Source organism: Streptomyces rimosus subsp. rimosus, from assembly GCF_000720725.1.
In the GTDB taxonomy this organism is placed as follows: Bacteria; Actinomycetota; Actinomycetes; order Streptomycetales; family Streptomycetaceae; genus Streptomyces; species Streptomyces rimosus_A.
Genome location: NZ_JOCQ01000017.1, coordinates 17,240 through 38,162, shown reverse-complemented (window position 1 = coordinate 38,162; position 20,923 = coordinate 17,240). Strand labels below are relative to the sequence as shown.

The following is a 20,923-nucleotide window of genomic DNA, read 5'->3' as shown; positions in this document are numbered from 1 at the left end:
AGATGCCGCTCGTCCGTATCGACGCCATGTACTGCGACACACCGCGGCTGGAGGCCCTGGGGCGGGCCGTCCACGAGGCGCTCGGCGAGACCATGGGGTTCCCCGACGAGGACCACTTCCAGATCCTGACCGGCCACGACGGGCGGCAGGGCGTGCTGCGCCACGGCACCTACCTCGGCGTGCAGCGCGATGACGGCATCGTGTACGTGGTCATCACGCTGCGAGCCGGCCGCCCGGACGCGCAGAAGCAGGCGCTGTACCGGCGCATATCCGAACTGGCCGAGGAATACGCCGGTACCGAGCCGCGCAACATGTTCGTCGTACTGACGGAGAACGCGAACGGGGACTGGTCGCTCGGCAACGGCGAGGCCCAGTACCTCCAGCGGTAGCAGTGACCGCTCGCCACCGGGAAACGGCGGCCGGGCCGCGACGCCTACCCGGCCCCGTCCAGCTCCTTCGGCCGCGGGAAGGTCCGTACGGCCGGGGCGAAGGACACCACCAGCGCGAGGACCCCGAACACCGCCGTGCACGCCAGGACGGTGGCCGTGCCGCCCGCCGTCTCCAGCAGCACACCGCCGATCAGCGGCCCCAGCGCGGAGGCCGCGCTCATGGAGATGCCGATCACCCCGGCCAGCCGGCCGCGCATCCGGTCGGGCGTGACGAGCATCTGATACGTCGTCACGATCGCGCTCGCGGTGGGCGCCAGCAGGGCAACACCGGCCAGCACCAGCCCGCTCGCGTACCCCAGCGGCACCACCGCCAGCAGCGGCACCAGCGCCGCCGCGCTCCACGTGAGGAGCATCAGGGCGGCGTACGGCGTGAGCAGGTGCCGCAGCCGGGGCGCGAGCACCGCGCCCGCCACCCCGCCGGCCCCCAGCAGCGCGCCGATCGCGCCGATCTCACCGGCCGGGCGCCCGGCCTGCTGCGCCATCACCACGACCACCAGCAGCAGCCCGCTGAAGGCCAGGTTGAAGACCGTGGCGACCAGCACCGTGGTGCGCACCGGACGGTTGGCGGCCAGCCACCGCAGCCCCGAGCGCATCGCGCCCGCCATTCCCTCGCGCGCCTCCGGCTCGCCGGACGGCCGTCGCGGCACCCGCAGGAACAGCAGCGTGACGAAGGAGAGCAGCGAGGCCACCGCCTGGCCCACGAAGGGCAGCAGCCGGTGCACCCCGTACAGGACGCCGCCGAGGCCCGGGCCGACCACCGTGGCGAGGTGGTAGCGGGCGGTGTTGCGGGCCACCGCCGTGCCCAGCTGGGAGCGCGGGACGACACCGGGCAGCAGTGCCTGGTCGGTGGTGGTGAACAGCGCCGTGCACACCCCCTCGACCACCGCCACGGCCAGGATCGCCCCGAAGCTTCCCGGCCCGAGCGCGACCGTCAGCGCGAGCAGCCCGAGGGCCACCGCCCGGCCCAGCTCGGCGGCCAGCAGCACCGTCTTGCGGTTCCAGCGGTCCGCCAGGGCCCCGGCCGGCACCGCCGCCAGCGCCCGTGAGGTGCCGATGGCGAACTCCACCAGCGACGCCTGGAAGGCCGAGCCGCCCAGCGCCAGGACCAGCATCGGGTAGGCGATCAAGGTGGCCTGGGCGCCCAGCTGGGAGACCATGTTGGCGCTCCACAGCAGGTTGTACTCCCGGTTGCGGGAGAGCGGGCGGGGCGGCCGGACGGCGTGGGGGGCGGTCACGGCCGGTGCCGCGCCGCTCCCGGAGCCCACGTCCGCGCCGGCGCTCATCCGGCCGGCGCCGTGACCCCGCCCGCGGGGGCGGAGGTCTGCTCCACCGGACGCAGCGCCGACCACGGCAGCGCGTCCGACATGCTCACGAACAGCTCACGGGGCGGCACGAACGGCAGCCTGCCGTGCGCCACGCCGAGGTTGTCCACGATCAGCACCTCGCCGGTACGGGCCGTCACCTCGATCGCGTGGTCCCGGTACGCCTGCTGGAGTCCGGCCACCACCTCGTCGGGGATCTCCGAGCCGTCGGCGTGGAAGGTGTTGGTCGGCATGCCCCAGGGCCCGTACTCCTCCAGCAGGAACTCGCCCACCTCGGGGCGCAGCGTGCGCGCGTGGAAGAACGTCAGGTGGTTGAACCACGAGCGCCGGCCGGTCACCGGGTGCGTGGCCACCGCCCAGCGCCGCTGCCTGGTGCGCAGATGGTCCTCGTCCACCCACTCCACCTCGATGGCGTTGGCGTCGCAGTACGCCTGCACCTCCGCGCGGTCCTTCGTACCGAACGCGTCCTGCCAGGACAGGCCGAGCCCCGGGAGGAAGTTGCGCACCAGCAGGTAGCCCTCCTCGTCGAAGCGGTCGGCGATCCGGCGCGGCAGCGCGTCGTGCAGGGCCCGGCAGTCGGCGAGCGTGTTGGCCCCGCCCTCGGGCGCCCCCCGGCGGCAGAAGAAGAACAGGTGGCGCGGGACGTTGAGGTTGTAGGACTGCTCGGTGTGGAGGAAGATCTCCTCGGTCGGCGGGTGGTCGGTGGCGGTGAACACCCCGGGGTGCAGCTCCGTCCGCGGGGACGAGCGCTCGGTGTAGTCCAGCGGCCGGCCGACGACGCTGTTGACGAAGGCGTCCAGCTCCGGCCAGTCGGCCCAGGAGAACCCGCTGAGCAGGGCCGCACCGTGCTCGATCACGCCCTCGCGGATGCGCTCGCCGTGCCGCGCCCCCACCTCGGTCAGGGCGCTGCCCGGGGACGCGGCCTCGATGCCGAGCACCAGGCCGCCGTGCCGGGGCGCGGTCACCAGATCCATCGTGCTTGTCACGTTCGTTCACCTTCCTGAATGCGGTGCGGGAGGCCGGCGCGCGTACGGGCGAGCAGGCGTCGCCGGGCGGTGTCGAGGGTCTCGGCCGGCCGGTTGAACGCCACCCGCACATGCCGCTCACCGCGCCGCGGGTCGGCGAAGAACGAGGTGGCGGGGGCCAGCAGCACCCCGGACTCCTGGAGCAGGGTGCGCACGAAGTCCGGGCTCGGCTCGTCGGTCAGGCCGTCGATGCCCGCCAGGACGTAACAGCCGCCGGCGGGTTCGGCGCAGTGGAAACCGGCCTCGCGCAGCAGGGCCACCGCGCTGTCGCGCCGTGCGGCCATGGCCGCCGACCGCTGCTCCCGGCCGGGGCCGTGCAGATCCACGGCAGCCGCGGCGTGCTGGAAGGCGGCGGGGGCGCCCGCCGTCGTGGCGACGTGGATCTGGCGCAGCAGCTCCGTCCACCGCGCCGGGGCCCGCAGGAAGCCCAGCCGCCAGCCGCTGATCGCATGGCTCTTGGAGAAGCTGCCCACGACGATGGAGCGTTCGGCCAGGCCGGGCACCTCGGCCACCGAGCAGTGCTGCCGCCCGTCGTAGACGTAGTCGGCGTAGACCTCGTCGGAGACGACCGTGACGTCCCACCGCTCGCACAACTCGGCGATCACCGCAAGGTCCTGGCGGCCGAGCACCTGTCCGGTGGGGTTGCTGGGGCTGTTGAGGATGATCGCCCGGGTCCGGGGGCCCATGGCGGCGGCCAGCTCCGCCGGGTCCAGACTCCAGTCCGGCGCGCGCAGCGGTACGGGACGCACCAGGCCGCCGGCCAGCGCCACCGCGCTGAGGAAGTTCTCGTAGCACGGCTCCAGCACGATCACCTCGTCACCGGGATCGACGGCCGCCAGCAGCGCCACGCACAGGCCCTCGCTGCCGCCCACCGTCACGGTGATCCCGGCGTCCGGGTCGGGAGCCGCCGGCAGCCCGGCGGCGATCCGCTCGCGCAGGGCCGGCACACCGGCCGGGTCCTGGTACTGGTGCACGCCCGCGCGCAGCGCCGCACAGGCCGCGTCCACCAGCTCCGGGGGCGTGTCAGGGAACGCGGGCGTGCCCACCGCGAGGTTCACCGTGCCGGCCGGGACGCCTTCGCGCAGCAGACCGGCCAGGCCGCCGCCGGGCAACTGCCGCACCCGCGCGGCCCCGAGCGCGTCGCGCACGCCCTGGACGACGGCGGCCATCACCGGGCCGCCGTCGCGGACGCGGCGTCGAACGCGCCCCGTGGCACGGCCGGCATCCAGGGCGCGCGGCGCGCCTCGTACGCGGCGATGGCGTCCCGCCGCAGCAGCGTCTGCTCGATGGCGTCCTTGCCCTCCAGCAGCATCCGGCGCGCCCGGTCGTCGATCACGAAATCGGCGCCCTGGTCCGCCCAGCGCAGCCGGCAGGACCGCAGGTCCACGGTGAGCCGGAAGCCGGGGTCGGCCTCCACCCGGTCCATCAGCCCCTCGACCACCGGCGCCGGCAGGTCGACCGGGATCAGCCCGTTGTTCAGCGCGTTGCGCCGGAAGATGTCGCCGAAGCCGGTGGCCACCACGGCCAGGAAGCCGCCGTCGCGCAGGGCCCAGACGGCGTGCTCGCGGGAGCTGCCGATGCCGAAGTCCTTGCCGGCCAGCAGGATCGTCGCGCCGCGGTGCTCGGGCCGGTCGATGACACAGTCACCCCGCTCCCGCCAGCGCTTGAACAGTGCGTCCGCGTAACCGGACTTGACCACCCGCTTGCAGAACTCCGCGGGCAGGATCTGGTCGGTGTCGATGTCGTCGCGGCGCACGGCCACCGCGGTGCCGGTGTGCTCGGTGAAGGGTTCCACGGGCTCGGTACCTCTCATGCCAGGTCGGCGGGGGCGGTGAGCCGGCCGGTGACCGCCGTCGCGGCGGCCACCTCCGGCGAGACGAGGTGGGTGCGCGCGGTGGCGCCCTGCCGGCCCTCGTAGTTGCGGTTGGACGTGGACGCGCTGCGCACCGTACCGACGAGCCGGTCGGTGTTCATGCCCAGGCACATCGAGCAGCCGGGGGAGCGCCACTCGGCACCGGACGCCAGGAACACCTCGTGCAGTCCCTCCGCCTCGGCCTCCGCGCGGACCTCCATGGAGCCGGGGACGACGAGCAGGCGGGTGCCGTCGGCGACGCTGCGGCCCTGGAGCACGGAGGCCGCTGCCCGCAGGTCCTCCAGCCGTCCGTTGGTGCACGAGCCGAGGAAGACGACATCGATGGGGATGTCGCGGAGCGGCGTGCCCGGGACCAGGTCCATGTAGCCCAGGGCGCGTTGGGCCGACGCGCGGTCCAGCGGGTCGGCGAAGGCGTCCGGAGCGGGCACCTCGGAGGCGAGGGGGGCCGCCTGGGCCGGGTTGGTGCCCCACGTCACCCACGGGGTGAGCGCGGAGACATCGATCCGTACGCAGCGGTCGAAGCGCGCTCCGGGGTCGCTGCGCAGCGTCGCCCAGTGCGCGGCGGCCGCGTCCCAGTGGGCGGCGTCCGGCGCGTACGGCCGGCCCTTGAGGTACGCGAGCGTCGTCGCGTCCGGCGCGACGAGACCGGCCCGCGCACCCGCCTCGATGCTCATGTTGCACAGCGTCATCCGGGACTCCATGGACAGGCCCCGCACGGCCGCGCCGCGGTACTCGACCATGTGCCCCTGCGCGCCGTTGGGGCCGATCTCCGCGATCAGGGCCAGCACCAGGTCCTTGGCGCCCACCCCGCGGGGCAGCCCGCCGTCGAAGTCCACCGCCATCGTCTTCGGGCGCGGCAGCTCCAGGCACTGGGTGGCGAGCACATGCTCCACGTCGCTGGTGCCGATGCCGAAGGCCAGCGCCCCGAAGGCGCCGTGCGTCGAGGTGTGGCTGTCGCCGCACACCACGGTCATCCCGGGGTGCACCAGGCCGAGTTCGGGCCCGACGACGTGGACGATGCCCTGCCGCCGGTGCCCGAGGGAGTACAGCTCGACGCCGTACGTCTCGCAGTTGCGGCGCAGCGTCTCCAGCTGCGTACGGCTGACCGGGTCGGCGACGGCCAGCGGGCTGGTCGGTACGTTGTGGTCCTCCAGGGCCAGCGTCAGCTCCGGCCGCCGTACGGACCGTCCGGCCAGCCGCAGGCCGTCGAATGCCTGCGGCGAGGTCGCCTCATGCGTCAGATGCAGATCGATGTACAGGAGGTCCGGTCCACCGGGCGGCGAGCTGACCACGTGGCTTTCCCACAATTTGGCCGCCAGAGTCATCGGTGAACCCATGGAACCTCTCCTCCGTCACCTCAAAGGCCGCGCATTCGCGGCCGGTCCCCAGCCTGCGGCCTGGAACCCGGGATCACCACGTCTTTAAGCGGACGCGAAATACGCCTGGCCGTGAGTGTCCGGGGCCATGGCACCGGCCCCGGACCGGCGGTACGCACGGCCGCCCTGGTGCAGTTCTCTGCACCTCGATTGGGGAGTCTGTCCCACTGTGCGGCGGCGCCCGGCGGCGCAGCATGGAGACATCACAGAAAGGTCCGCCATCCGCGCTGGACCACGACAGGGAGGCCGGCAGGTGATACCGAAGGAACCGAGTGCCGGAGGCGGCGGCCGACGCCGGACCCGGACGGGCGCCGCGGTGGCCGCGGTCCTCACCGCGGCGGCGCTGACCATGGGTGCCGGCGGCTGCCAGGACGTCAGCACCAAGACCGCCAACCGCGTGGAACTGTGCGCGCGGATCGTGGGCAAGACCTTCACCAATCCGTTCCCGGACGACGTGGAGAAGACGAAGAAGGAAATCCGGCAGCGCGCCGACGAACTGGACTCCATGGCCGGACAGGCGTCGGACGAGAAACTCCGTACGGCCATCAAGGAAACCGCCCGCAAAATGCGCGCCGCGGAAGTCAAGGGGAAGGGTTCGAGCCGGACCGTGATCGGATACATCTCCGATCAGAACGACCTGCTCGAAGACCTCCGGAAAACCTGTCTGGACCGCGACGACTACAAGTAGACCTCCGAACCGGGCTCGGCGGCGGCACCCCCCATGAGTGCCTGTGCCACCAGAGCCTCACCGCCGGGCCCCTTGGGTGCCCCCCGTCACCCGAGGGGCCCGGACCCCTCATCACCGTACGAACCAGCGTCAGGAGCAGTCATGCCGGAGTCCACCGGTTGGAAGCCGTCCCAGGAGCGCCCGATGTGGCCCTGGGTGGTGGCCGCCATCGTCGCCGTGGCCGTGGTCATCAACGTCATCATCACCATCTGAGGGCGGCCCCGCCAGGTGCCACCCGCGCACGGCCGTACGCTCCGGGGCCGGCCGGCCCACCCCCGCACCGTGAGACGGGGGTGGCGCCGCCGGGCCCTGCGGCGCGCCCGGGGGCGGTTCCGCATGGCGCGGGGACAAGGTGCAGAGAACTGCACCAGCGAACGGGCACGGGCTCTACTGCTGCCCACCGGACCGCCGCGTACCGTCGTTCCTGTTGAGGTCGTCCACTTCCCGGCCTCGGCGCACCGGCAACACAGCATCGGCCCCGGCCCCCGGACACCCCTCACCCTCCCCCCGCGGGACCGCGGTGCCGACGCTGACCGAGTTCATGGGGGACCCGTGCCGCACCTTCACTTCACCACCGACAGCCTCCGCAGAACCCGCATCCTGCCCGAGGCCGATCCCATCCGGGAAACCCTCTTCGCCCTGGAACTGCTCGCCTCGGGCGGCGGGGGACCGGACGTCGAGCGCTGGCGCCGGGCGGTCGGCCACCGGCCGCCGGCCCGGCGCCTGACCGAACTGGCCGGGGTCATCCGCCCGTTCCCCGACATCGACCGCATGGTGCAGCGTGAGCACTGGGGCGGGGCGGCGCCGGCCGGCGCCCGCGTGAACCGGGTGACCGAGGCGCTGCGGCACTTCCACCACGCCTGTGTGGCGCCCCACTGGGACCAGATCGACCGGAGCCTGGAGCGCGACCGCGCGGCCCGGATGACCGTCCTGCGCGAGCACGGCGCCGACGGCCTGCTGGGCAGCCTGCACCCGAAGGTCTTCTGGTCCGCCGCCGGCCTCGAAGTCCCGGGCCAGGGCGGCAACCTGACCCTGGACCGGGTGGGCCTGACGATCGCCCCGTCCTTCTTCCTCCCACCCGGGATCACCGTGCTCATCCGGCAGACCCCGCTGCGCCCCGGCCCGATGCTCTTCTACCCGATCCGCTCCGACCGCGAGCCGGTGCCGGCACACCCGGCCCCGGCGGGCGCGCTCGGCGGCTGACCGGCCCCGTACGCCCGCACGGGGCCCCGCCGCCCGCGTCTCAGCGCTCGTCGAGGAAGTGCAGACAGTCGGTGATCTCGTCGACCGATGCCTTCGCCATCGCGTCCACCAGGCGGCCGTCCCGCAGGAAGACGACACTGTCCGCGCGGGAGGCGGCGAGCGGATCGTCCGTCGCCATCACCGCCGTGACCTCCAGGGTCCGTACGGCCCGGCGCACGATGTCGCCCAGCACCCGGGAATGCTCTTCCCCCGGCCGGCAAGCCGGTTCGTCCACCAGCAGTAAAAGGGGGGAGTCGGCGAGCGCGCGGGCCAGCGTGGCCTTTTTCAGCTGGACCGCGGTCAGTTCCCGGACATCGCGCCGCCGCGGCCACAGCCGGGCCACCCGGCAGGCGTTGCGCACGTCGCGGTCGCTGCGCTGCGGGCCCTCCGGCCGCGCGGAGACGAAGTCACGTACGGACGAGCCGGAATGCGGGAGGTCGTCGGTGCGCACGACACCGATCGAATCCGCTTCGGCGTCGCCCCACCGGACGGTTCCGGAGGACGGGCGGACGATACCGGCCATGCATTGCAGCAGGGTGGTCTTCCCGGACTTCGGGGGCCCCATCACGGCGCAGAACCGCCCCTTCCGCACCCCCAGCGAAAGATCCTCCAAAGCGCAACGACCCGGGTCCGCGTCCGGGTATCTCTTCGACACGTTGTCGAGTGTGACCGCGTAATCCTGATATTCAAAAGGAGTAGGAGAACCCTCGAATCCCCCCATCACTGATTCACCCGCACAATCCGGCCCCCGGCCTTCGTCGGCGTGGGGCCCTGCCAGGCCCACGGACCAAAACTACAATGCGGCGGCCGTTAAGCACCATGATGCTGGCAGCAGGGAGAGGGTGCAGTAACCTTCACCCCCGATATGGGCCCGGAATGCTAGCCTCCGGGCCCTTTTCCGCCAGCCGCGGATCAGGTCATTTCGCCCCGCAGGAGCGCCCCGCCGAGGGGGGTGAGGGTGTGCTGGACCTTGTTGAGGGTGCGCAGGGTGCTGATCAGTCCGGCGGCGCGCAGCACGGCGGTGTGCTGGCTGGCGGCGGCCGTGGAGATCCCGACCCGCTCGCCGACCTGCGTCGTGGTGCAGGTCAGGGTCAGCGTCTGGAGCACCGCCGCACGGGTCCGGCCGACCAGCGCGCGCAGCGCCTGGTCGCTGCCGGCGCTCGCGCCCTGGGGCTCGTCGCTCCAGTCCTGTTTGACCGGAACCGGATACGACAGCAGGGGCGGCAGGCCGCCGCGCTGCTCGATGAGCACGGGGGCGCGGGAGAAGAGGAAGAAGGCCGGCGCCAGGAGCAGTCCGGAATCCTCCAGCTTGAGGTCCTCGCCCTCGCCGGGCACTTCGAGGACCGGCGGCTCCCAGCGGATGGCCGGGTGCAGGGTGCCGAGCAACTGGTCGATGCCGCCGCTCAGCGTGATCTGCCCGCGGACATTGCGGTCCGCCTCCAGATGGCCGGCTATCCGCGACCAGTAGGGCGCCACCGCGACCCGGTGAAAGGCCTCCAGGTCCTTCAGCAGCCGCGGTTTGAAAGCGGCGGGCACCGTCGCGGTGGCGGTCCGGGCGGAGGCGTCCTCGGCGGAGGCCTTTTCGGCGACGCGGTAGAGGTCGGGGAAGGTGCGTACCGTACGGGCCAGTCCGACGATCCCGCCGGCTCCGGCCCATGCGCCCACCCGTCTTCGCCAGGCGTTGAACGGGGCGCCGCCGCTGCCGGTGCTGAGCATGCCGAGGGCGAACAGGGTCTCCCGGAACTGCTCGGGGCGGGGCGCCAGCCGTAACTTCGCAAGGCTTTCCGGCGTGAAAACGATCCGCTGCACAATCATCCCCCTTGATGTACATGGTGGAGCTGCTTCGTCGGGCCGGGCGTTCTGGAATGCCGTGGAAAGCGAGCTGGCCATTACCGGGCAGCATGCGAAAGAGTAGCACAGGAATCACCCGTACGGGCGACCCGTAAAGATCATGAAAAGGCGGTTCGACAAGGTGTCAATAAAGCGGCTCCGGTGGTTTTCCGTTTTCGGTCGTACGGGTGTCGCGACGGCTGTACGCGGCGGCCGTAATACCGAACGGGATGCCGTGAACCACCCCCTTCCGGACGCCGTTCATGTTGCGTTCCGATGGCGGTCGGATGAATATGCGCAAGGCGAAGTCACCCATTTCCGGGTGCCGTGCGGCACGCATCGGCCGGTCCGTACGGCCCGGGTGGTCACGGCCGGTCTGCGGGGGCCTCGGTAGGGTCGGCCGCATGGGAGACGGTCAACTGCCGCGGGCCGGGGCGCTGCTGCGCGAATGGCGTCTGCGGCGCAAGCTCAGCCAGCTGGAACTGGCCCTGCGCGCGGACACCTCGACACGGCACCTGTCCTGCGTGGAGACCGGGCGGGCCCGCCCCAGCCAGCAGATGGTGCTGCGCCTGGCCCGCCATCTGGACGTGCCGTTGCGCGAGCGCAACAGCCTGCTGATGGCGGCCGGTTACGCGCCCGTGTACCGCGAACGGCCCCTGGAGGGCGAAGAGATGGGCGCGGCACGCTCGGCGGTGGACATGCTGCTGCGGGGCCACGAACCGTACCCGGCAGTCGTCGTCGACCGGCTGTGGAACATGGTCCGCGCCAACCGGGCGATGGACGTGCTGCTCGGCGTGGCCCCGCCGGAGCTGCTGGCGGGCGAACCGAACGTGATGCGGCTGGCTCTGCACCCCCAGGGGCTTCCGGCGCACGCGGTCGGCTACGGCGAGGTGCGCGCGTACCTCCTCGGCGGGCTGCTGCAACAGGTCCGGACGACCGGCGACCCCCGACTGCGCGCGCTCTACGACGAGGTGAGCGCCTACGAGGTGCCCGCGGGCGAGGCGCCGGCCCCGCTGCGGGAGCACGTCCCGAGCGAGGCGGTGGTGCCGATACGATTCCGCACCCCGCACGGCGAGCTGGCGCTGTTCAGCACCATCGCCACCTTCGGCGCACCGGCCGACGTGACCCTCTCGGAGCTGGCGATCGAGCTGTTCTTCCCCCTCGACGAGCACACCGCGCGCGTCCTGCGCGCACAGGCGGACGCGCCGGCTCCGCCCGGTGGCACCGCGGACCTCCCGGCGGAACCGGCCGGCCGAACGGGCCGATGAGGCGCGCCCCTTCGTGATGCCCGGGCGCGCGCGGGGTCCGACCGGTCCCAGGGCGCGGAACTCCATGGTCGTCGCTCTTCCTTTCGCCCGCTGCTGACAGATCGGCTCCGGTGCAAGGGTGGCGCAGTGTCCGCGGCCCCCGCCGGTGCGTGTCGTCCGGAGGGGCCGCCGGTGGGGGAGACCTCGGCCGGGGTGCCCGGCGGTCGCGTGGGGGCTCGTACCGCCGGTGTCAACTCTGCGTCGGATCCGGTGGTTTGGACGTTCGGCACGGTTGAGGCGCGGCGTAGGAACCCTAGCCCGGCGGTTGGCGCGTTTCAACTGCGGTGAAGGAAACTTGTGGTGCTGTCCATCTGTGCGTACGCGGTGGGCGTCGCAGTGGCGGGTGGGCCGGGAAACACGCCGGAGTCGCCGGGGTTCCTGGCGTTATGTCCGTAACTCTCCGTTTATGGTATTGGTGCTGGTCAACGGCGCAGGGGCGGGTGGCGGCCCGATGAGGCGGCCGTGCGGCCCGGCATCTGGTCGACTCATGGCGGTGCGACTGCTTCCGGTTCGTCCCGGAGCACCGTTATGAGGAATTAGTTATCTTAATTCTGATTCGCCCGTATGCCGCAGTCACCCGCCTCGACACCTGTTCGTTGACGACGTATGACCGAGACGAGCATTTCCCCCACCCGTCAGCTCGGCGCCTGGCAGCTGCGCGCGACCGTGCCGCGCGCCACCCCCGGCGTCCGGCCCGACGTCCACCTGCTGCGCGCCGGACAGAGCGTCCGGCTGGAGTACACCGGCGACCTGCTGGAACAGCTGCTGGCCACCCTCGACGGCAGCGACGACGACCGGTAACGGCACACTCCCGGCGCCCGCCGCCCCTTTCGAGGGCGGCGCGTCGGCCGGCCCCTTCCCCACCGGCCACACCGATTCCAGTGAGAGCTGTAGTGAACGACATCCCGCGGGTCCCCGTGCCTCCCGGTACCGGCCGGCACCGGCTGCCACGTCAGAGCAGGGACGAGGCCGTCCCCTACCCCGGTGGCGCGGGCGTGCCGTTCGCGCACGATCTGCCTCTGGAACAGGAGATCGCATACGACGGGTGGGACGCCGCCGTCGTGCAGGAACTCGGTCCCGAGATGGCGGAATTGTGGGACACGGCCGAGCAGCCGGCTGTGGCCGACAGCCCGGAGCCGGTGTTCCCGCCCGTCGAGGCCCTGTACTGCCCCGGCGACACCGCGTACCCGCACGCCGAGGCCGCATATCGGCACGCCGAGGCCACGTACGCGCACGCCGAGGCCGCGCACCCGCAAGCCGACGCCGCGTATCCGTATGCCGAGACCGCCCACCGGCCCGCCGAGCCCGCGGCCCGCCGCCCGCCGCCCGCCGACGCGCTTGCGACGCCGGACACCGGACCTGCCCCCTGGCCCTGGCGGCGGCTGCTCAGCGCGTCGTCCGTGCTGCTCACCGCGGTCATCGCGGTCGCCGTCGCCGCGCTGGGCGCGGTGGCCTCCTACCCGCCGCTGCGTGCCATCGCGGACGGCGTGGCCCCGGCGGACGTCGCGGTGCTGTGGCCGCTGCTGATCTACGGCCCCTGGGTGGTGGCCACCCTGTCCATCCTGCGCGCCCGCGTCCACCGGCGCCGCACCCTGCACTCCTGGGCCGTCGTCATCTTCTTCGCCGCCGTCGCCATGATGCTGTGCATCGCCCACGTCCATCCCTCGCCGTCCGGCATCGCCGTGGCGGGCCTGCCGCCGCTGACCGTGCTGCTCTGCTTCCACCAGTTCGTACGCCAACTCGACCTCGCCAACGCCCCCCAGCCCGCGGCCCGGCACGCGCAGAGCAGCCGGGGGCAGCACCGGCACCGGTCCGGCGGATGAGACGGTCCGCGGCCGCCCGGCGGTGAGATCCACCGGCGCGCCCCGGAAGAACCCGAGCCCGCACGCTTTCCCCGGCGTGCGGGTGTTCCTCTCTTTTCCGCCTGCCGGCGTACAAACCGCAGAATTCCCATCGGTGCAGGTCAACGGTGCCCGCTTTTCGCGTTTTCGGCGATCGGCCAGCGCCAAACGATTCTTCTGAATTTCGTACGTGAGTACATTCATGTGGCGTATGCACATGCCCCGCAGAGCCATTGCGCCCGCACTATGCTCTCTGCCGCGCAGCGAGTTGTGACGGCTGCGGCAGGCCGCTGACGGCTGCCGCGAAGCCGCCGCCGCACGAGAGCACGGGCGTCCTGGGACCCGGCTCCGCGCGCGGAACGCCGCCTTTTGTCTGCCCGCTGCTTTTCTTCACCCGTGAACGCCGCGTATGACGCCCTGTCCCTTCCATTAGTGCTCTGAGGATGCCGATGGCTCGTGCTGATTCGCCACCCGGGAGGCCGGGGCCGGCCGCCACCGCACCGTGGCTGCTGCCACCCGCCCTTCTGGCCATATGTACGGCCGTGGCCGCGTCGTTGCTGCCGCCGGCGGCCCGCGCCCACGCCGCCTGGATCGGCGTCCTGGCGACCGCGGCCGTGGCCGTCGCGGCCGCGGAGGCGGCCCGCCGGGGCCGCGCGATCGACGCGCTGCGCAGGCAGTACGCCGAACGCGAGGCATTCCTGCAACGCCAACTGGCCGAGCAGGAGACCGAGACGATCCGGCTGGCCAAGGAAACCCTGCCCGCGGCCCTGGCCCGGCTCCAGCAGGGCACGTCGATCGAGGACGTGATGCGCACCACCGGCCCGGTGTCCCGGGTGGGCCCCCGGTTCGAGGCCGCGCACCACGCGGTGGTGCGCTACATCCTGATGACCGTCGACGCCGAGGAGGACCTGCGCGACTCCGCCCGGCGGGCCTTCGTCAACATCGCCCGGCGCGTGCAGGCCATCGTGCACCAACAGGCCCTGGAACTGCGCGAACTGGAGGACAAGCACGGGAACGACCCGGACGTCTTCCACGACCTGCTGCACCTGGACCACCGCACCGCGCTGATCGGCCGGCTCGCGGACAGCATCGCCGTCCTCGGCGGCGCCCGGCCGGGACGCCAGTGGCAGAAGGACATCCCGCTGTTCAACGTGTTGCGCGGGGCGATGTCCCGGATCACCGACTACCAGCGCGTCGACCTCCACTCGGTGGCCGACGTCGGCATCCTCGGCCGCGCGGCCGAACCGCTGATCCACGCCGTGGCCGAACTCCTGGACAACGCCACGCGCTACTCACCGCCGCAGACCCGGGTCCACCTGACCGCGACCGAGGTCCAGACCGGGGTCGCCGTCGAGATCGAGGACGCCGGTCTCGGCCTGACCGACGAGGCCCGTATCCGCGCCGAACGGTCCCTGGCGCAGCACGCCACCAGCGGACTGGACCTCGACGACCTGGGCGAGTCGCCCCGGCTCGGCCTGGCGGTGGTCGGCCGGCTGTCCCACACCAACCACTTCACCGTGTCGCTGCGCGTGTCCGCGTACGGCGGCGTGCGCGTCGTCCTGGTCGTACCGCCCGAACTGATCACCGTGACCCCGGCGCCCGGCGGAGCCATCGCCAAGGCGCCCAGCCTGCCGCCGCCCCGCTACCCCAGCGGACCGAAGCACCGGGCCACGGCAGCCGCCGAGGAGGCGGTGCCCGCCGACGCCCCGCGCACCACCAACGGGCTCCCGCAGCGCAGGCGGCGCACCACCCGCCCCCTGTTCCCGTCCGCGGGCCCCCGGCAGGCGGCCCCCTCCGCCGCCGAACCCCGGCCCCCGGCCCCTCCGGCCGGGCTGTGGATGTCCGCCTTCCTCGACGGCGCCTCCGGCGCGGCCCCGGCGCACGGCCCCGAGGGCCCGGACGACGCGGAGCCCGAGCAGTGACTGAGCCAGCAGATAAGGATGAGTGAGCAAGTGGCCACAAAGCAGCGGTTCAACATGGACTGGATGCTGGAGGAGTTGGCGTCCAGCGTCCCGCAGACCCGCAACGTCGTGGTGCTGTCCTCGGACGGCCTGTGCATGGCGCAGTGCGGTACGGACACCGACACCGCCGACCGCCTCGCCGCCGCCTGCGCCGGGCTGCAGAGCCTGTCGGCGGCCATCGCCGCCGAGTTCCCGCACCGCGACGGCCGGATGAAACTCGTCGTCGTCGAGGTCGACGGCGGCTTCTTCTACCTGATGGCGGCCGGCGCCGGGGCGTATCTGGCCGTGCTGGCCGACGACGACGTGGACGCCGGCCTGATGGGGCAGCGGATGCGGGACCTGGTCGCCCGGATCGGCCAGCACCTCTCCAGTCCGCCACGGGCCGACCGGCAGATCCCATGAGCGACCCGGAGCAGGAGAAACGACGGGCCTGGGAAGAGGGCGGTCCCGAACGGCTCTACGTCCTCACGTCCGGCCGGAAAGAGGCCGAACGGCAGACGCCCCTCGACATGGTCACGCTGATCGTCAGCCGCGGCGAGGCCGGCCCGGGCATGCAGCCGGAACTCGCCGCCATCGTCCGCATCTGCGACTACCCGCTGTCCGTCGCCGAGCTGTCCGCGTACCTCCACCTGCCGGTCAGCGTGGTCACCGTACTGCTCACGGAGCTCCTGGCGAGCGGCCACGTCGAGGCCCGCGCCTCGGTCCCGGCCAAGTCGCTGCCCGACATCGAACTCTTGGAGGCGGTGATGCATGGACTACAGAATCTCTGAACCCGTCGTCGGCCCGCGGGGCGAGGACGTCCTGCCGGCCTCGGTCACCACGGCGGTGAAGGTGGTGATCGTCGGCGGCTTCGGCGTCGGCAAGACCACCCTGGTCGGCTCGGTCAGCGAGATCAGACCGCTCACCACCGAAGAGATCATGACGCAGGCCGGGGCCGGCGTGGACGATCTCGCCGGGGTCGAGCGCAAGAGCGAGACCACCGTGGCGATGGACTTCGGCCGCATCACCCTCAACGAGGAACTGGTGCTGTACGTCTTCGGCACCCCGGGCCAGCAGCGGTTCTGGTTCCTGTGGAACGGCCTCTTCGAAGGCGCGCTGGGCGCCGTCGTCCTCATCGACACCCGGCGGCTGGAGGACAGCTTCGACGTGATGGGCCGCCTGGAGGAACGCGGCGTGCCCTTCATCGTCGCCATCAACGCCTTCCCGGACGCCCCCTCGTACCCGGTCTCCGAGCTCCGGCAGGCCCTGGACATCCCCGACGAGGTGCCGGTGATCGACTGCGACGCCCGCGAACGCGGCTCCAGCCGCGACGGCCTGCTGACCCTCATGCGCTATCTGCACACCCTCACCACCACGACTCCGGAGCGACGGTGACCTTCCCTTCCCCCGAACAGCACGGCACCACATGGGCCGCCACACCGCCTCCGGGGTGTCCGGCACACGCCCGATTCGGCGCCCCGGACGGACTGGCGCGGCTCTTCGGCCCCGAGGCGGCCGCGGACCCCATGGGCCTGTACGAGCGCCTGCGCGCCCGGCACGGCGCCGTCGCGCCCGTCCTGCTGGACGGCGACCTGCCCGCCTGGCTCGTCCTCGGCTACCGCGAGATCCTGGAGGTCGCCGGCACGCCCGCCCGGTTCAGCCGCGACTCGCGCAACTGGCGCTGGTTCCGGGAAGGGCGGGTGCCGCCGGACTCACCGCTGCTCCCGATGATCGCCTGGCAGCCGGTCTGCCTGTTCCTGGACGGGGAGGAGCGCAACCGGCTGCGCGTGGCGGTCACCGACAGCCTGGACCGCTTCAACCGCCGGGGCATCCGGCGGCACATCACCCGCTTCACCCACCAGCTGGTGGACGGCTTCGCCGAGCGCGGGGAGGCGGACCTGGCCGCGGAGTTCTGCGAACACCTGCCCATGCTGGTGCTGACGCAGCTGCTGGGCATGCCCGACGAGTACGGGCCCCGGCTGGTCGCGGCCAGCCGGGACATGGTGGCGGGCACCGCGACCTCGGTGGCCAGCAACGCGTTCATCGTGGAGACCCTCACGGAGCTGGTACGGCGCAAGCACACGACCCGCGGCCACGACATCACGTCCTGGCTGATCGACCACTCCTCCCGGCTGACCGACGAGGAGGTGTGGAACCACCTGCGGGTCGTCCTCATCGCCGCGAACGAGACCACGGTCAACCTGCTCAAGAGCACCCTGCGGATGGTGCTGACCGACCCCCGGTGCCACGCGTCGCTGGCCGGCGGGCAGATGACGCTGCCCGACGTGGTCGAGCAGGTGCTGTGGAGCGAACCGCCCCTGATGACCATCCCCGGCCGCTGGGCCGCCGTGGACACGGAGGTCGGCGGCCAGAAGATCGAGGCGGGGGACATGCTGCTGCTCAGCCTGGCCGCCGGGAACCACGACCCGGCCGTCCGGCCGGACCCCTCGGTCCCGCTGCTCGGCAACCGTTCGCACCTGGCCTTCAGCAGCGGCCCGCAGGAGTGCCCCGGCCAGAACATCGGCCGGGCCATCGCCGACTCCGGCATCGACACGCTGATGGCCCGGCTGCCCGATGTACGGCTGCGCATTCCCGAGGAGGAGCTGCGCTGGAGCTCGGGCTGGATGACGCGCCATCTGACCAGTCTCCCGGTGACGTTCACCGCCTCCCGGCCCGCGCGCGCCGGCGCGTCCGCCGGTCCGTCCCCGGAGCGCCCCCTGTGGCCCCCGGACGGCGGCTCCCTGCCCGCAGCCGAGCAGCCGGTTCCGTCCCCGCCTGCCCCGCCCCCGCCGGTTTCCGTCCCCGAGCGGCGTACGTCCTGGTGGGCCGCGTTGAAGGCCTGGCTGCGCGGCTGATGCCCGCGGGGCGGCACGCTGTTGTGCCTGTTACGTCTGTTACGGCGTCCCGGTGGCCCGGAGCGCGGCCGGTCCACCGGGTACGAGTTCTTCGACGGCGCTCGCCACACGGTCCAGCGCCTCTTCCAGCACCGCCCGCGAAGTGGCGTAGCTGATGCGGACATTGCCCTCGGCGGCCGGGCCGAACCACTCGGCCGTGCCGGGCACCACGGCCACCCGTGCTTTCGCCAGCAGGAATGCGCCCATCGCCTGACTGGTCAGCCCGAGGGCGGACACGTCGGGGAACAGGACGTACGTTCCGTCCGGGCGGCCGCAGGAAATGCCGGGCATCGCGTTCAGCCGGTCCACACAGTAGTCCCGCATTTTCCGGAGGTGCTCCAGGAATGCGTCCCGCCAGGGCCAGCCGTGACGCAGGGCGGCCAGGGCGCCGGCTTGGGTGCAGGGCGTCATGCTGTACGTGGCGCCGAGGCGCTGGAAGGCCAGCCGCAAAGCGTCCGCCGCCCGCGGGGTCGGGGCGATGACGAAGCCCATGCGCAGCCCCGGGAGCGCGAACGTCTTGGAAAGGCCGGTCACCGTGTAGACGCGCCAGCTGTTCCCGGTGTCCAGGCTCGCCATGCTGATGTGCGCCCTGGGCGGATACACGATTTCGTTCCACACCTCGTCGGAAAGTATCGGGACACGGTGGGCGGCGGCTATGTCCTCCACGGCCCGGAGTGTCGTCCCGGTGAAGACCGTACCCAGCGGATTGTGCGGATTGCACAGACAGATCAGCGCGGTCCGCGAAGTCACCAAGGACGCGAGCCGGTCCGTATCCAGCTGCCCCGTGCTCTTGTCCACCGGGCAGTGCACGCGCCGGGCTCCCACGGCGTCGACGGCCTGTCCGAAGAGCAGGTCGACCGGGTCCAGCACAATGCACTCGTCACCCTCTCCGCACAGCAGGCGCACCACGCCCCACAACGCGGCCGCCGTGCCGGGGGCCGGCACCACGCGGTCGGGGTGGTTGCCGATTCCGTAACGGGCCTCGGCGACTTCCGAGAAGGCCTCCCGGAGTTCTTCCGGGCCCATGGGCGACGCATAGGGGAAATAGCCGTCGGCGACCGCCTCGATCACCGCGTCCCGGACCTCCCGGGGCCCGGGGAAATCCGGCTCGGCGGCCGTCAGCGGAATGACGTCGGGCGGGAAAGCGCCCCAACGGACCGGCGACCGCCGCCGCAGCAGGTCGGGGCGCACCTGCGCGTCGTCGAACAGCGAACGGAGCGCGTCGTGCCGCGGCACGCTGATCACCCCCGCTGGTATCGGGCGGGCGGATACCGGTCGTAGAGCTCCGAGGACCAGTACGTGGTCATCCGCGGACGGCCGTGCTGCAGCCGTGCCGACGCGTACGTGTGGATGCCGCGGCCGCCCGACAGCGGGCGCCGGGCCACCTGCTCCAGCAGTGCCCGGTAACGGCCGGCGGGCAGGCCCATACGGGCCATGAGGGAGCTGATGCGGTCCCGTACGGTGCGGTCGCTCTCCGCGTGCACCCACAGCGGGACGTACAGCGTGGCGGACACGGGTACGTGCTCACCGTCCGCCGTGAAGGTCAGATTGCTGACGAGCGGCTGGGGCCGTGCCGCACCGCCGTCGCCGGTCAGCGCCTGGCAGAACTCCGCCAGGAATCCGGTCTCGTGCTGGAGCGATATACCCATGCGGGCGTCGAGTTCCGCCGGGGGGATGTCGTAGTGGCGGAAGTACACCTTCACGCGCGACTGGGGGCCGTCCAGCAGGTCCAGACCCAGGTAGACGATCCTGTCGAGGTCGAATCCCCGGGAGGCGTACGCGCGGACCGCGGCCCACGCCTTGCCGAATCCCAGACGGTCCAGCGCCGCCCGCGTCCGCTCGGCGGCGGTCATGCGCCGGTCGGCGTCCGGGTTCAGATAGACCTTGAACTCGGGCTCTCCGTCCGGCGAGAAGACGACGGCGTGCATCATCGCGAATCCGGCCGGTTTCCCGTCCGGCAGGAACAGGTCCTGGACCGCCGCCGGACGGTCGTCTACGGCGCCGAACTCCTCGGCCAGCCCACGGGTGAGGCCGAGCGCCGATTCCTGTGCGGCCGCGGTGCTCGGCCGGTCCGGTACGGCTTCCACGAGCACCCGTATCTGCGTGCACTCCCGCGAAAAGGCGGCGGAGAACTCTATCGGCGAACCGTCGGCGCAGACATCGGAACGCCAGTCCGGACGCGTCCCTATTCGCCTGTTTCCCCATGGTGTCAGCATCCTGCGCAGCACCCTCGCCCCCTGCTCGACATTCAGGCCCGCACTGCGCAGAAGGCGCATGGCGGTGGAAATTCCGTAGTCCCTGAACGTCGCGCCGCCACAAACCGGTGGAACCGATCGTAGAGACGACATGGAACCCCTTCCCCAATCCCGTACCGGGTCTCGCCGTACTGCGCGCTTTCCTCGCCGGCCGGTCGGCCGGTACCAACAGGGCAGGACGCCATGCGTCCACAAGGGAATCGACGAAAGGAGGAGTCGTTCCCGCGCTCCCGGTCCGCTAAGCGTCATGCAACAGGCCGCCCGGATACTGTCCCTTATCCTCGCGAGCTGCGGCCGTTTCTCAGAACCGGGTTGCTTTTACCATCAACGAAGCTTGCTCCGGCCGCCACCGGCGCACAAGGGGCGTGCGCGGCGTTCGTCGTAGGGTGGCGCGCGCCACCGTCTGACAGACGTACGCGCGGGCGCTCGGACCGGGCCCGTTGCGGAGCTCTCGCCCGGCCGGGCCCCGCGCCCAGGGCACGGAGCCCGGAGCGCGCGGCCCGGCGCGGGAAGAAGCGGCCGGATCAGGTGCCCGGCCGCTTGATGTAGCCCTTGCGCACCAGCGCGTCGCAGGTGGCCTTCGGGTCCTTCTTGCCCTTGTACTGCCTCTTCACTTCCTTGACGCAGTCGGCGTACGGGAACGGCGGGCCGCTCGGCTGCGCCTGCGGGCGGGCGGTCGCGGCGGCCTCGGTGGCCGCTCCCGTGAACAGCACGCCGCTCAGCGCGACGGCCGCGGCCAGGGCGTAGCTCATCTTTCGCACAGGTCGTCCTCTCTCTGGCGCCGGAGCCCAGCGCCCCGGACGCGAGAGCCCTCCCGCGGCCGGCGGAGGCCGGTTCGCCGG

General features: G+C 72.2%; 21 protein-coding genes. 11 read left to right on the top strand and 10 right to left on the bottom strand.

What is annotated here, in order from left to right; genetic code table 11:
- Positions 1 to 2: 2 nt before the first annotated feature.
- A complete protein-coding gene (locus IH45_RS0111775) occupies positions 3 to 389 on the top strand; it encodes a tautomerase family protein (protein ID WP_030665717.1) in 387 nt (128 codons plus the stop codon).
- Positions 390 to 433: 44 nt separating this feature from the next.
- Here the strand turns inward: IH45_RS0111775 and IH45_RS0111770 are convergent, their stop codons facing one another.
- From IH45_RS0111770 to leuC, 5 genes are read right to left on the bottom strand one after another with little or no spacing between them, the layout of a single operon-like run.
- Positions 434 to 1,732, bottom strand: a complete 1,299-nt coding sequence (locus IH45_RS0111770; protein WP_158813019.1) for an MFS transporter — start codon at positions 1,730 to 1,732, stop codon at positions 434 to 436.
- Positions 1,729 to 2,757 carry a TauD/TfdA family dioxygenase gene (locus IH45_RS0111765; RefSeq protein ID WP_158813017.1) on the bottom strand — a complete coding sequence of 343 codons (1,029 nt, stop codon included), beginning with the start codon at positions 2,755 to 2,757 and terminating at the stop codon, positions 1,729 to 1,731. The genes IH45_RS0111770 and IH45_RS0111765 overlap by 4 nt, the downstream gene beginning before the upstream one ends.
- On the bottom strand, positions 2,754 to 3,965 hold the full coding sequence (locus tag IH45_RS0111760) for a pyridoxal phosphate-dependent aminotransferase (protein WP_032917238.1): 1,212 nt from the start codon (positions 3,963 to 3,965) through the stop codon (positions 2,754 to 2,756). Before IH45_RS0111760 ends, IH45_RS0111765 begins: the two co-directional genes overlap by 4 nt.
- Positions 3,965 to 4,591, bottom strand: coding sequence for a 3-isopropylmalate dehydratase small subunit (gene leuD / locus IH45_RS0111755; RefSeq protein ID WP_030665708.1), 627 nt, complete (start codon positions 4,589 to 4,591; stop codon positions 3,965 to 3,967). The genes IH45_RS0111760 and leuD overlap by 1 nt, the downstream gene beginning before the upstream one ends.
- Positions 4,592 to 4,605: 14 nt before the next feature.
- Positions 4,606 to 6,006, bottom strand: coding sequence for a 3-isopropylmalate dehydratase large subunit (leuC, locus tag IH45_RS0111750; protein ID WP_030665706.1), 1,401 nt, complete (start codon positions 6,004 to 6,006; stop codon positions 4,606 to 4,608).
- A 292-nt stretch (positions 6,007 to 6,298) separates the two neighbouring features.
- Between leuC and IH45_RS0111745 the strand changes: the two genes are divergently transcribed.
- The gene (locus IH45_RS0111745) at positions 6,299 to 6,733 is read left to right on the top strand and encodes a hypothetical protein (protein WP_050514743.1); all 435 of its coding nucleotides are present in this window, start codon (positions 6,299 to 6,301) and stop codon (positions 6,731 to 6,733) included.
- A gap of 591 nt (positions 6,734 to 7,324) precedes the next feature.
- Entirely contained in the window at positions 7,325 to 7,975 is a 651-nt protein-coding gene (locus tag IH45_RS1000000145175) for a hypothetical protein (RefSeq protein WP_050514742.1), read from the top strand.
- A gap of 40 nt (positions 7,976 to 8,015) precedes the next feature.
- Here the strand turns inward: IH45_RS1000000145175 and IH45_RS0111730 are convergent, their stop codons facing one another.
- Together IH45_RS0111730 and IH45_RS0111725 are read right to left on the bottom strand one after the other, a co-directional pair.
- Positions 8,016 to 8,735, bottom strand: coding sequence for an ATP-binding cassette domain-containing protein (locus tag IH45_RS0111730; RefSeq protein WP_078897468.1), 720 nt, complete (start codon positions 8,733 to 8,735; stop codon positions 8,016 to 8,018).
- A 191-nt stretch (positions 8,736 to 8,926) separates the two neighbouring features.
- The gene (locus tag IH45_RS0111725; RefSeq protein ID WP_050514741.1) at positions 8,927 to 9,829 is read right to left on the bottom strand and encodes a helix-turn-helix domain-containing protein; all 903 of its coding nucleotides are present in this window, start codon (positions 9,827 to 9,829) and stop codon (positions 8,927 to 8,929) included.
- Positions 9,830 to 10,248: 419 nt separating this feature from the next.
- Between IH45_RS0111725 and IH45_RS0111720 the strand changes: the two genes are divergently transcribed.
- The 8 genes from IH45_RS0111720 (at position 10,249) to IH45_RS0111685 (ending at position 17,787) form a co-directional block, all read left to right on the top strand.
- The gene (locus IH45_RS0111720) at positions 10,249 to 11,112 is read left to right on the top strand and encodes a helix-turn-helix domain-containing protein (RefSeq protein WP_030665693.1); all 864 of its coding nucleotides are present in this window, start codon (positions 10,249 to 10,251) and stop codon (positions 11,110 to 11,112) included.
- 645 nt (positions 11,113 to 11,757) lie between these two features.
- Positions 11,758 to 11,952: a hypothetical protein gene (locus IH45_RS0111715; RefSeq protein ID WP_030665691.1), complete on the top strand. Its 195-nt coding sequence runs from the start codon at positions 11,758 to 11,760 to the stop codon at positions 11,950 to 11,952.
- A gap of 80 nt (positions 11,953 to 12,032) precedes the next feature.
- A complete protein-coding gene (locus tag IH45_RS1000000149260; RefSeq protein ID WP_234440509.1) occupies positions 12,033 to 12,974 on the top strand; it encodes a DUF2637 domain-containing protein in 942 nt (313 codons plus the stop codon).
- A gap of 467 nt (positions 12,975 to 13,441) precedes the next feature.
- Positions 13,442 to 14,914 carry an ATP-binding protein gene (locus tag IH45_RS0111705; RefSeq protein WP_158813013.1) on the top strand — a complete coding sequence of 491 codons (1,473 nt, stop codon included), beginning with the start codon at positions 13,442 to 13,444 and terminating at the stop codon, positions 14,912 to 14,914.
- Positions 14,915 to 14,968: 54 nt separating this feature from the next.
- Entirely contained in the window at positions 14,969 to 15,355 is a 387-nt protein-coding gene (locus IH45_RS0111700) for a roadblock/LC7 domain-containing protein (RefSeq protein WP_030665683.1), read from the top strand.
- Positions 15,352 to 15,723, top strand: a complete 372-nt coding sequence (locus IH45_RS0111695) for a DUF742 domain-containing protein (protein ID WP_030665680.1) — start codon at positions 15,352 to 15,354, stop codon at positions 15,721 to 15,723. The genes IH45_RS0111700 and IH45_RS0111695 overlap by 4 nt, the downstream gene beginning before the upstream one ends.
- Positions 15,704 to 16,327 (top strand): GTP-binding protein, encoded by a 624-nt coding sequence (locus tag IH45_RS0111690; RefSeq protein WP_030665666.1) that lies wholly within the window; start codon positions 15,704 to 15,706, stop codon positions 16,325 to 16,327. Before IH45_RS0111695 ends, IH45_RS0111690 begins: the two co-directional genes overlap by 20 nt.
- A complete protein-coding gene (locus IH45_RS0111685; protein WP_030665664.1) occupies positions 16,324 to 17,787 on the top strand; it encodes a cytochrome P450 in 1,464 nt (487 codons plus the stop codon). Before IH45_RS0111690 ends, IH45_RS0111685 begins: the two co-directional genes overlap by 4 nt.
- 39 nt (positions 17,788 to 17,826) lie before the next feature.
- On the opposite strand, the gene IH45_RS0111680 is transcribed toward IH45_RS0111685, so the two are convergent.
- From IH45_RS0111680 to IH45_RS0111670, 3 genes are all read right to left on the bottom strand, one after another.
- Positions 17,827 to 19,062 (bottom strand): pyridoxal phosphate-dependent aminotransferase, encoded by a 1,236-nt coding sequence (locus IH45_RS0111680; protein ID WP_234440508.1) that lies wholly within the window; start codon positions 19,060 to 19,062, stop codon positions 17,827 to 17,829.
- Between the two features lie 5 nt (positions 19,063 to 19,067).
- The gene (locus IH45_RS0111675) at positions 19,068 to 20,042 is read right to left on the bottom strand and encodes a tryptophan dimethylallyltransferase family protein (protein WP_030665658.1); all 975 of its coding nucleotides are present in this window, start codon (positions 20,040 to 20,042) and stop codon (positions 19,068 to 19,070) included.
- Between the two features lie 563 nt (positions 20,043 to 20,605).
- A complete protein-coding gene (locus IH45_RS0111670) occupies positions 20,606 to 20,833 on the bottom strand; it encodes a hypothetical protein (protein ID WP_030665656.1) in 228 nt (75 codons plus the stop codon).
- Positions 20,834 to 20,923: the final 90 nt, after the last annotated feature.

Excerpts from the sequence above, each read along its gene's own strand:
- IH45_RS0111775 (WP_030665717.1), top strand. The coding sequence starts at position 3 with ATGCCGCTCGTCCGTATCGACGCCATGTACTGCGACACACCGCGGCTG.
- IH45_RS0111770 (WP_158813019.1), bottom strand. The coding sequence starts at position 1,732 with ATGAGCGCCGGCGCGGACGTGGGCTCCGGGAGCGGCGCGGCACCGGCC.
- IH45_RS0111760 (WP_032917238.1), bottom strand. The coding sequence starts at position 3,965 with ATGGCCGCCGTCGTCCAGGGCGTGCGCGACGCGCTCGGGGCCGCGCGG.
- leuC (WP_030665706.1), bottom strand. The coding sequence starts at position 6,006 with ATGGGTTCACCGATGACTCTGGCGGCCAAATTGTGGGAAAGCCACGTG.
- IH45_RS0111730 (WP_078897468.1), bottom strand. The coding sequence starts at position 8,735 with ATGGGGGGATTCGAGGGTTCTCCTACTCCTTTTGAATATCAGGATTAC.
- IH45_RS0111725 (WP_050514741.1), bottom strand. The coding sequence starts at position 9,829 with ATGATTGTGCAGCGGATCGTTTTCACGCCGGAAAGCCTTGCGAAGTTA.
- IH45_RS0111720 (WP_030665693.1), top strand. The coding sequence starts at position 10,249 with ATGGGAGACGGTCAACTGCCGCGGGCCGGGGCGCTGCTGCGCGAATGG.
- IH45_RS0111715 (WP_030665691.1), top strand. The coding sequence starts at position 11,758 with ATGACCGAGACGAGCATTTCCCCCACCCGTCAGCTCGGCGCCTGGCAG.
- IH45_RS0111705 (WP_158813013.1), top strand. The coding sequence starts at position 13,442 with ATGGCTCGTGCTGATTCGCCACCCGGGAGGCCGGGGCCGGCCGCCACC.
- IH45_RS0111700 (WP_030665683.1), top strand. The coding sequence starts at position 14,969 with ATGGACTGGATGCTGGAGGAGTTGGCGTCCAGCGTCCCGCAGACCCGC.
- IH45_RS0111695 (WP_030665680.1), top strand. The coding sequence starts at position 15,352 with ATGAGCGACCCGGAGCAGGAGAAACGACGGGCCTGGGAAGAGGGCGGT.
- IH45_RS0111690 (WP_030665666.1), top strand. The coding sequence starts at position 15,704 with ATGGACTACAGAATCTCTGAACCCGTCGTCGGCCCGCGGGGCGAGGAC.
- IH45_RS0111675 (WP_030665658.1), bottom strand. The coding sequence starts at position 20,042 with ATGCTGACACCATGGGGAAACAGGCGAATAGGGACGCGTCCGGACTGG.
- IH45_RS0111670 (WP_030665656.1), bottom strand. The coding sequence starts at position 20,833 with ATGAGCTACGCCCTGGCCGCGGCCGTCGCGCTGAGCGGCGTGCTGTTC.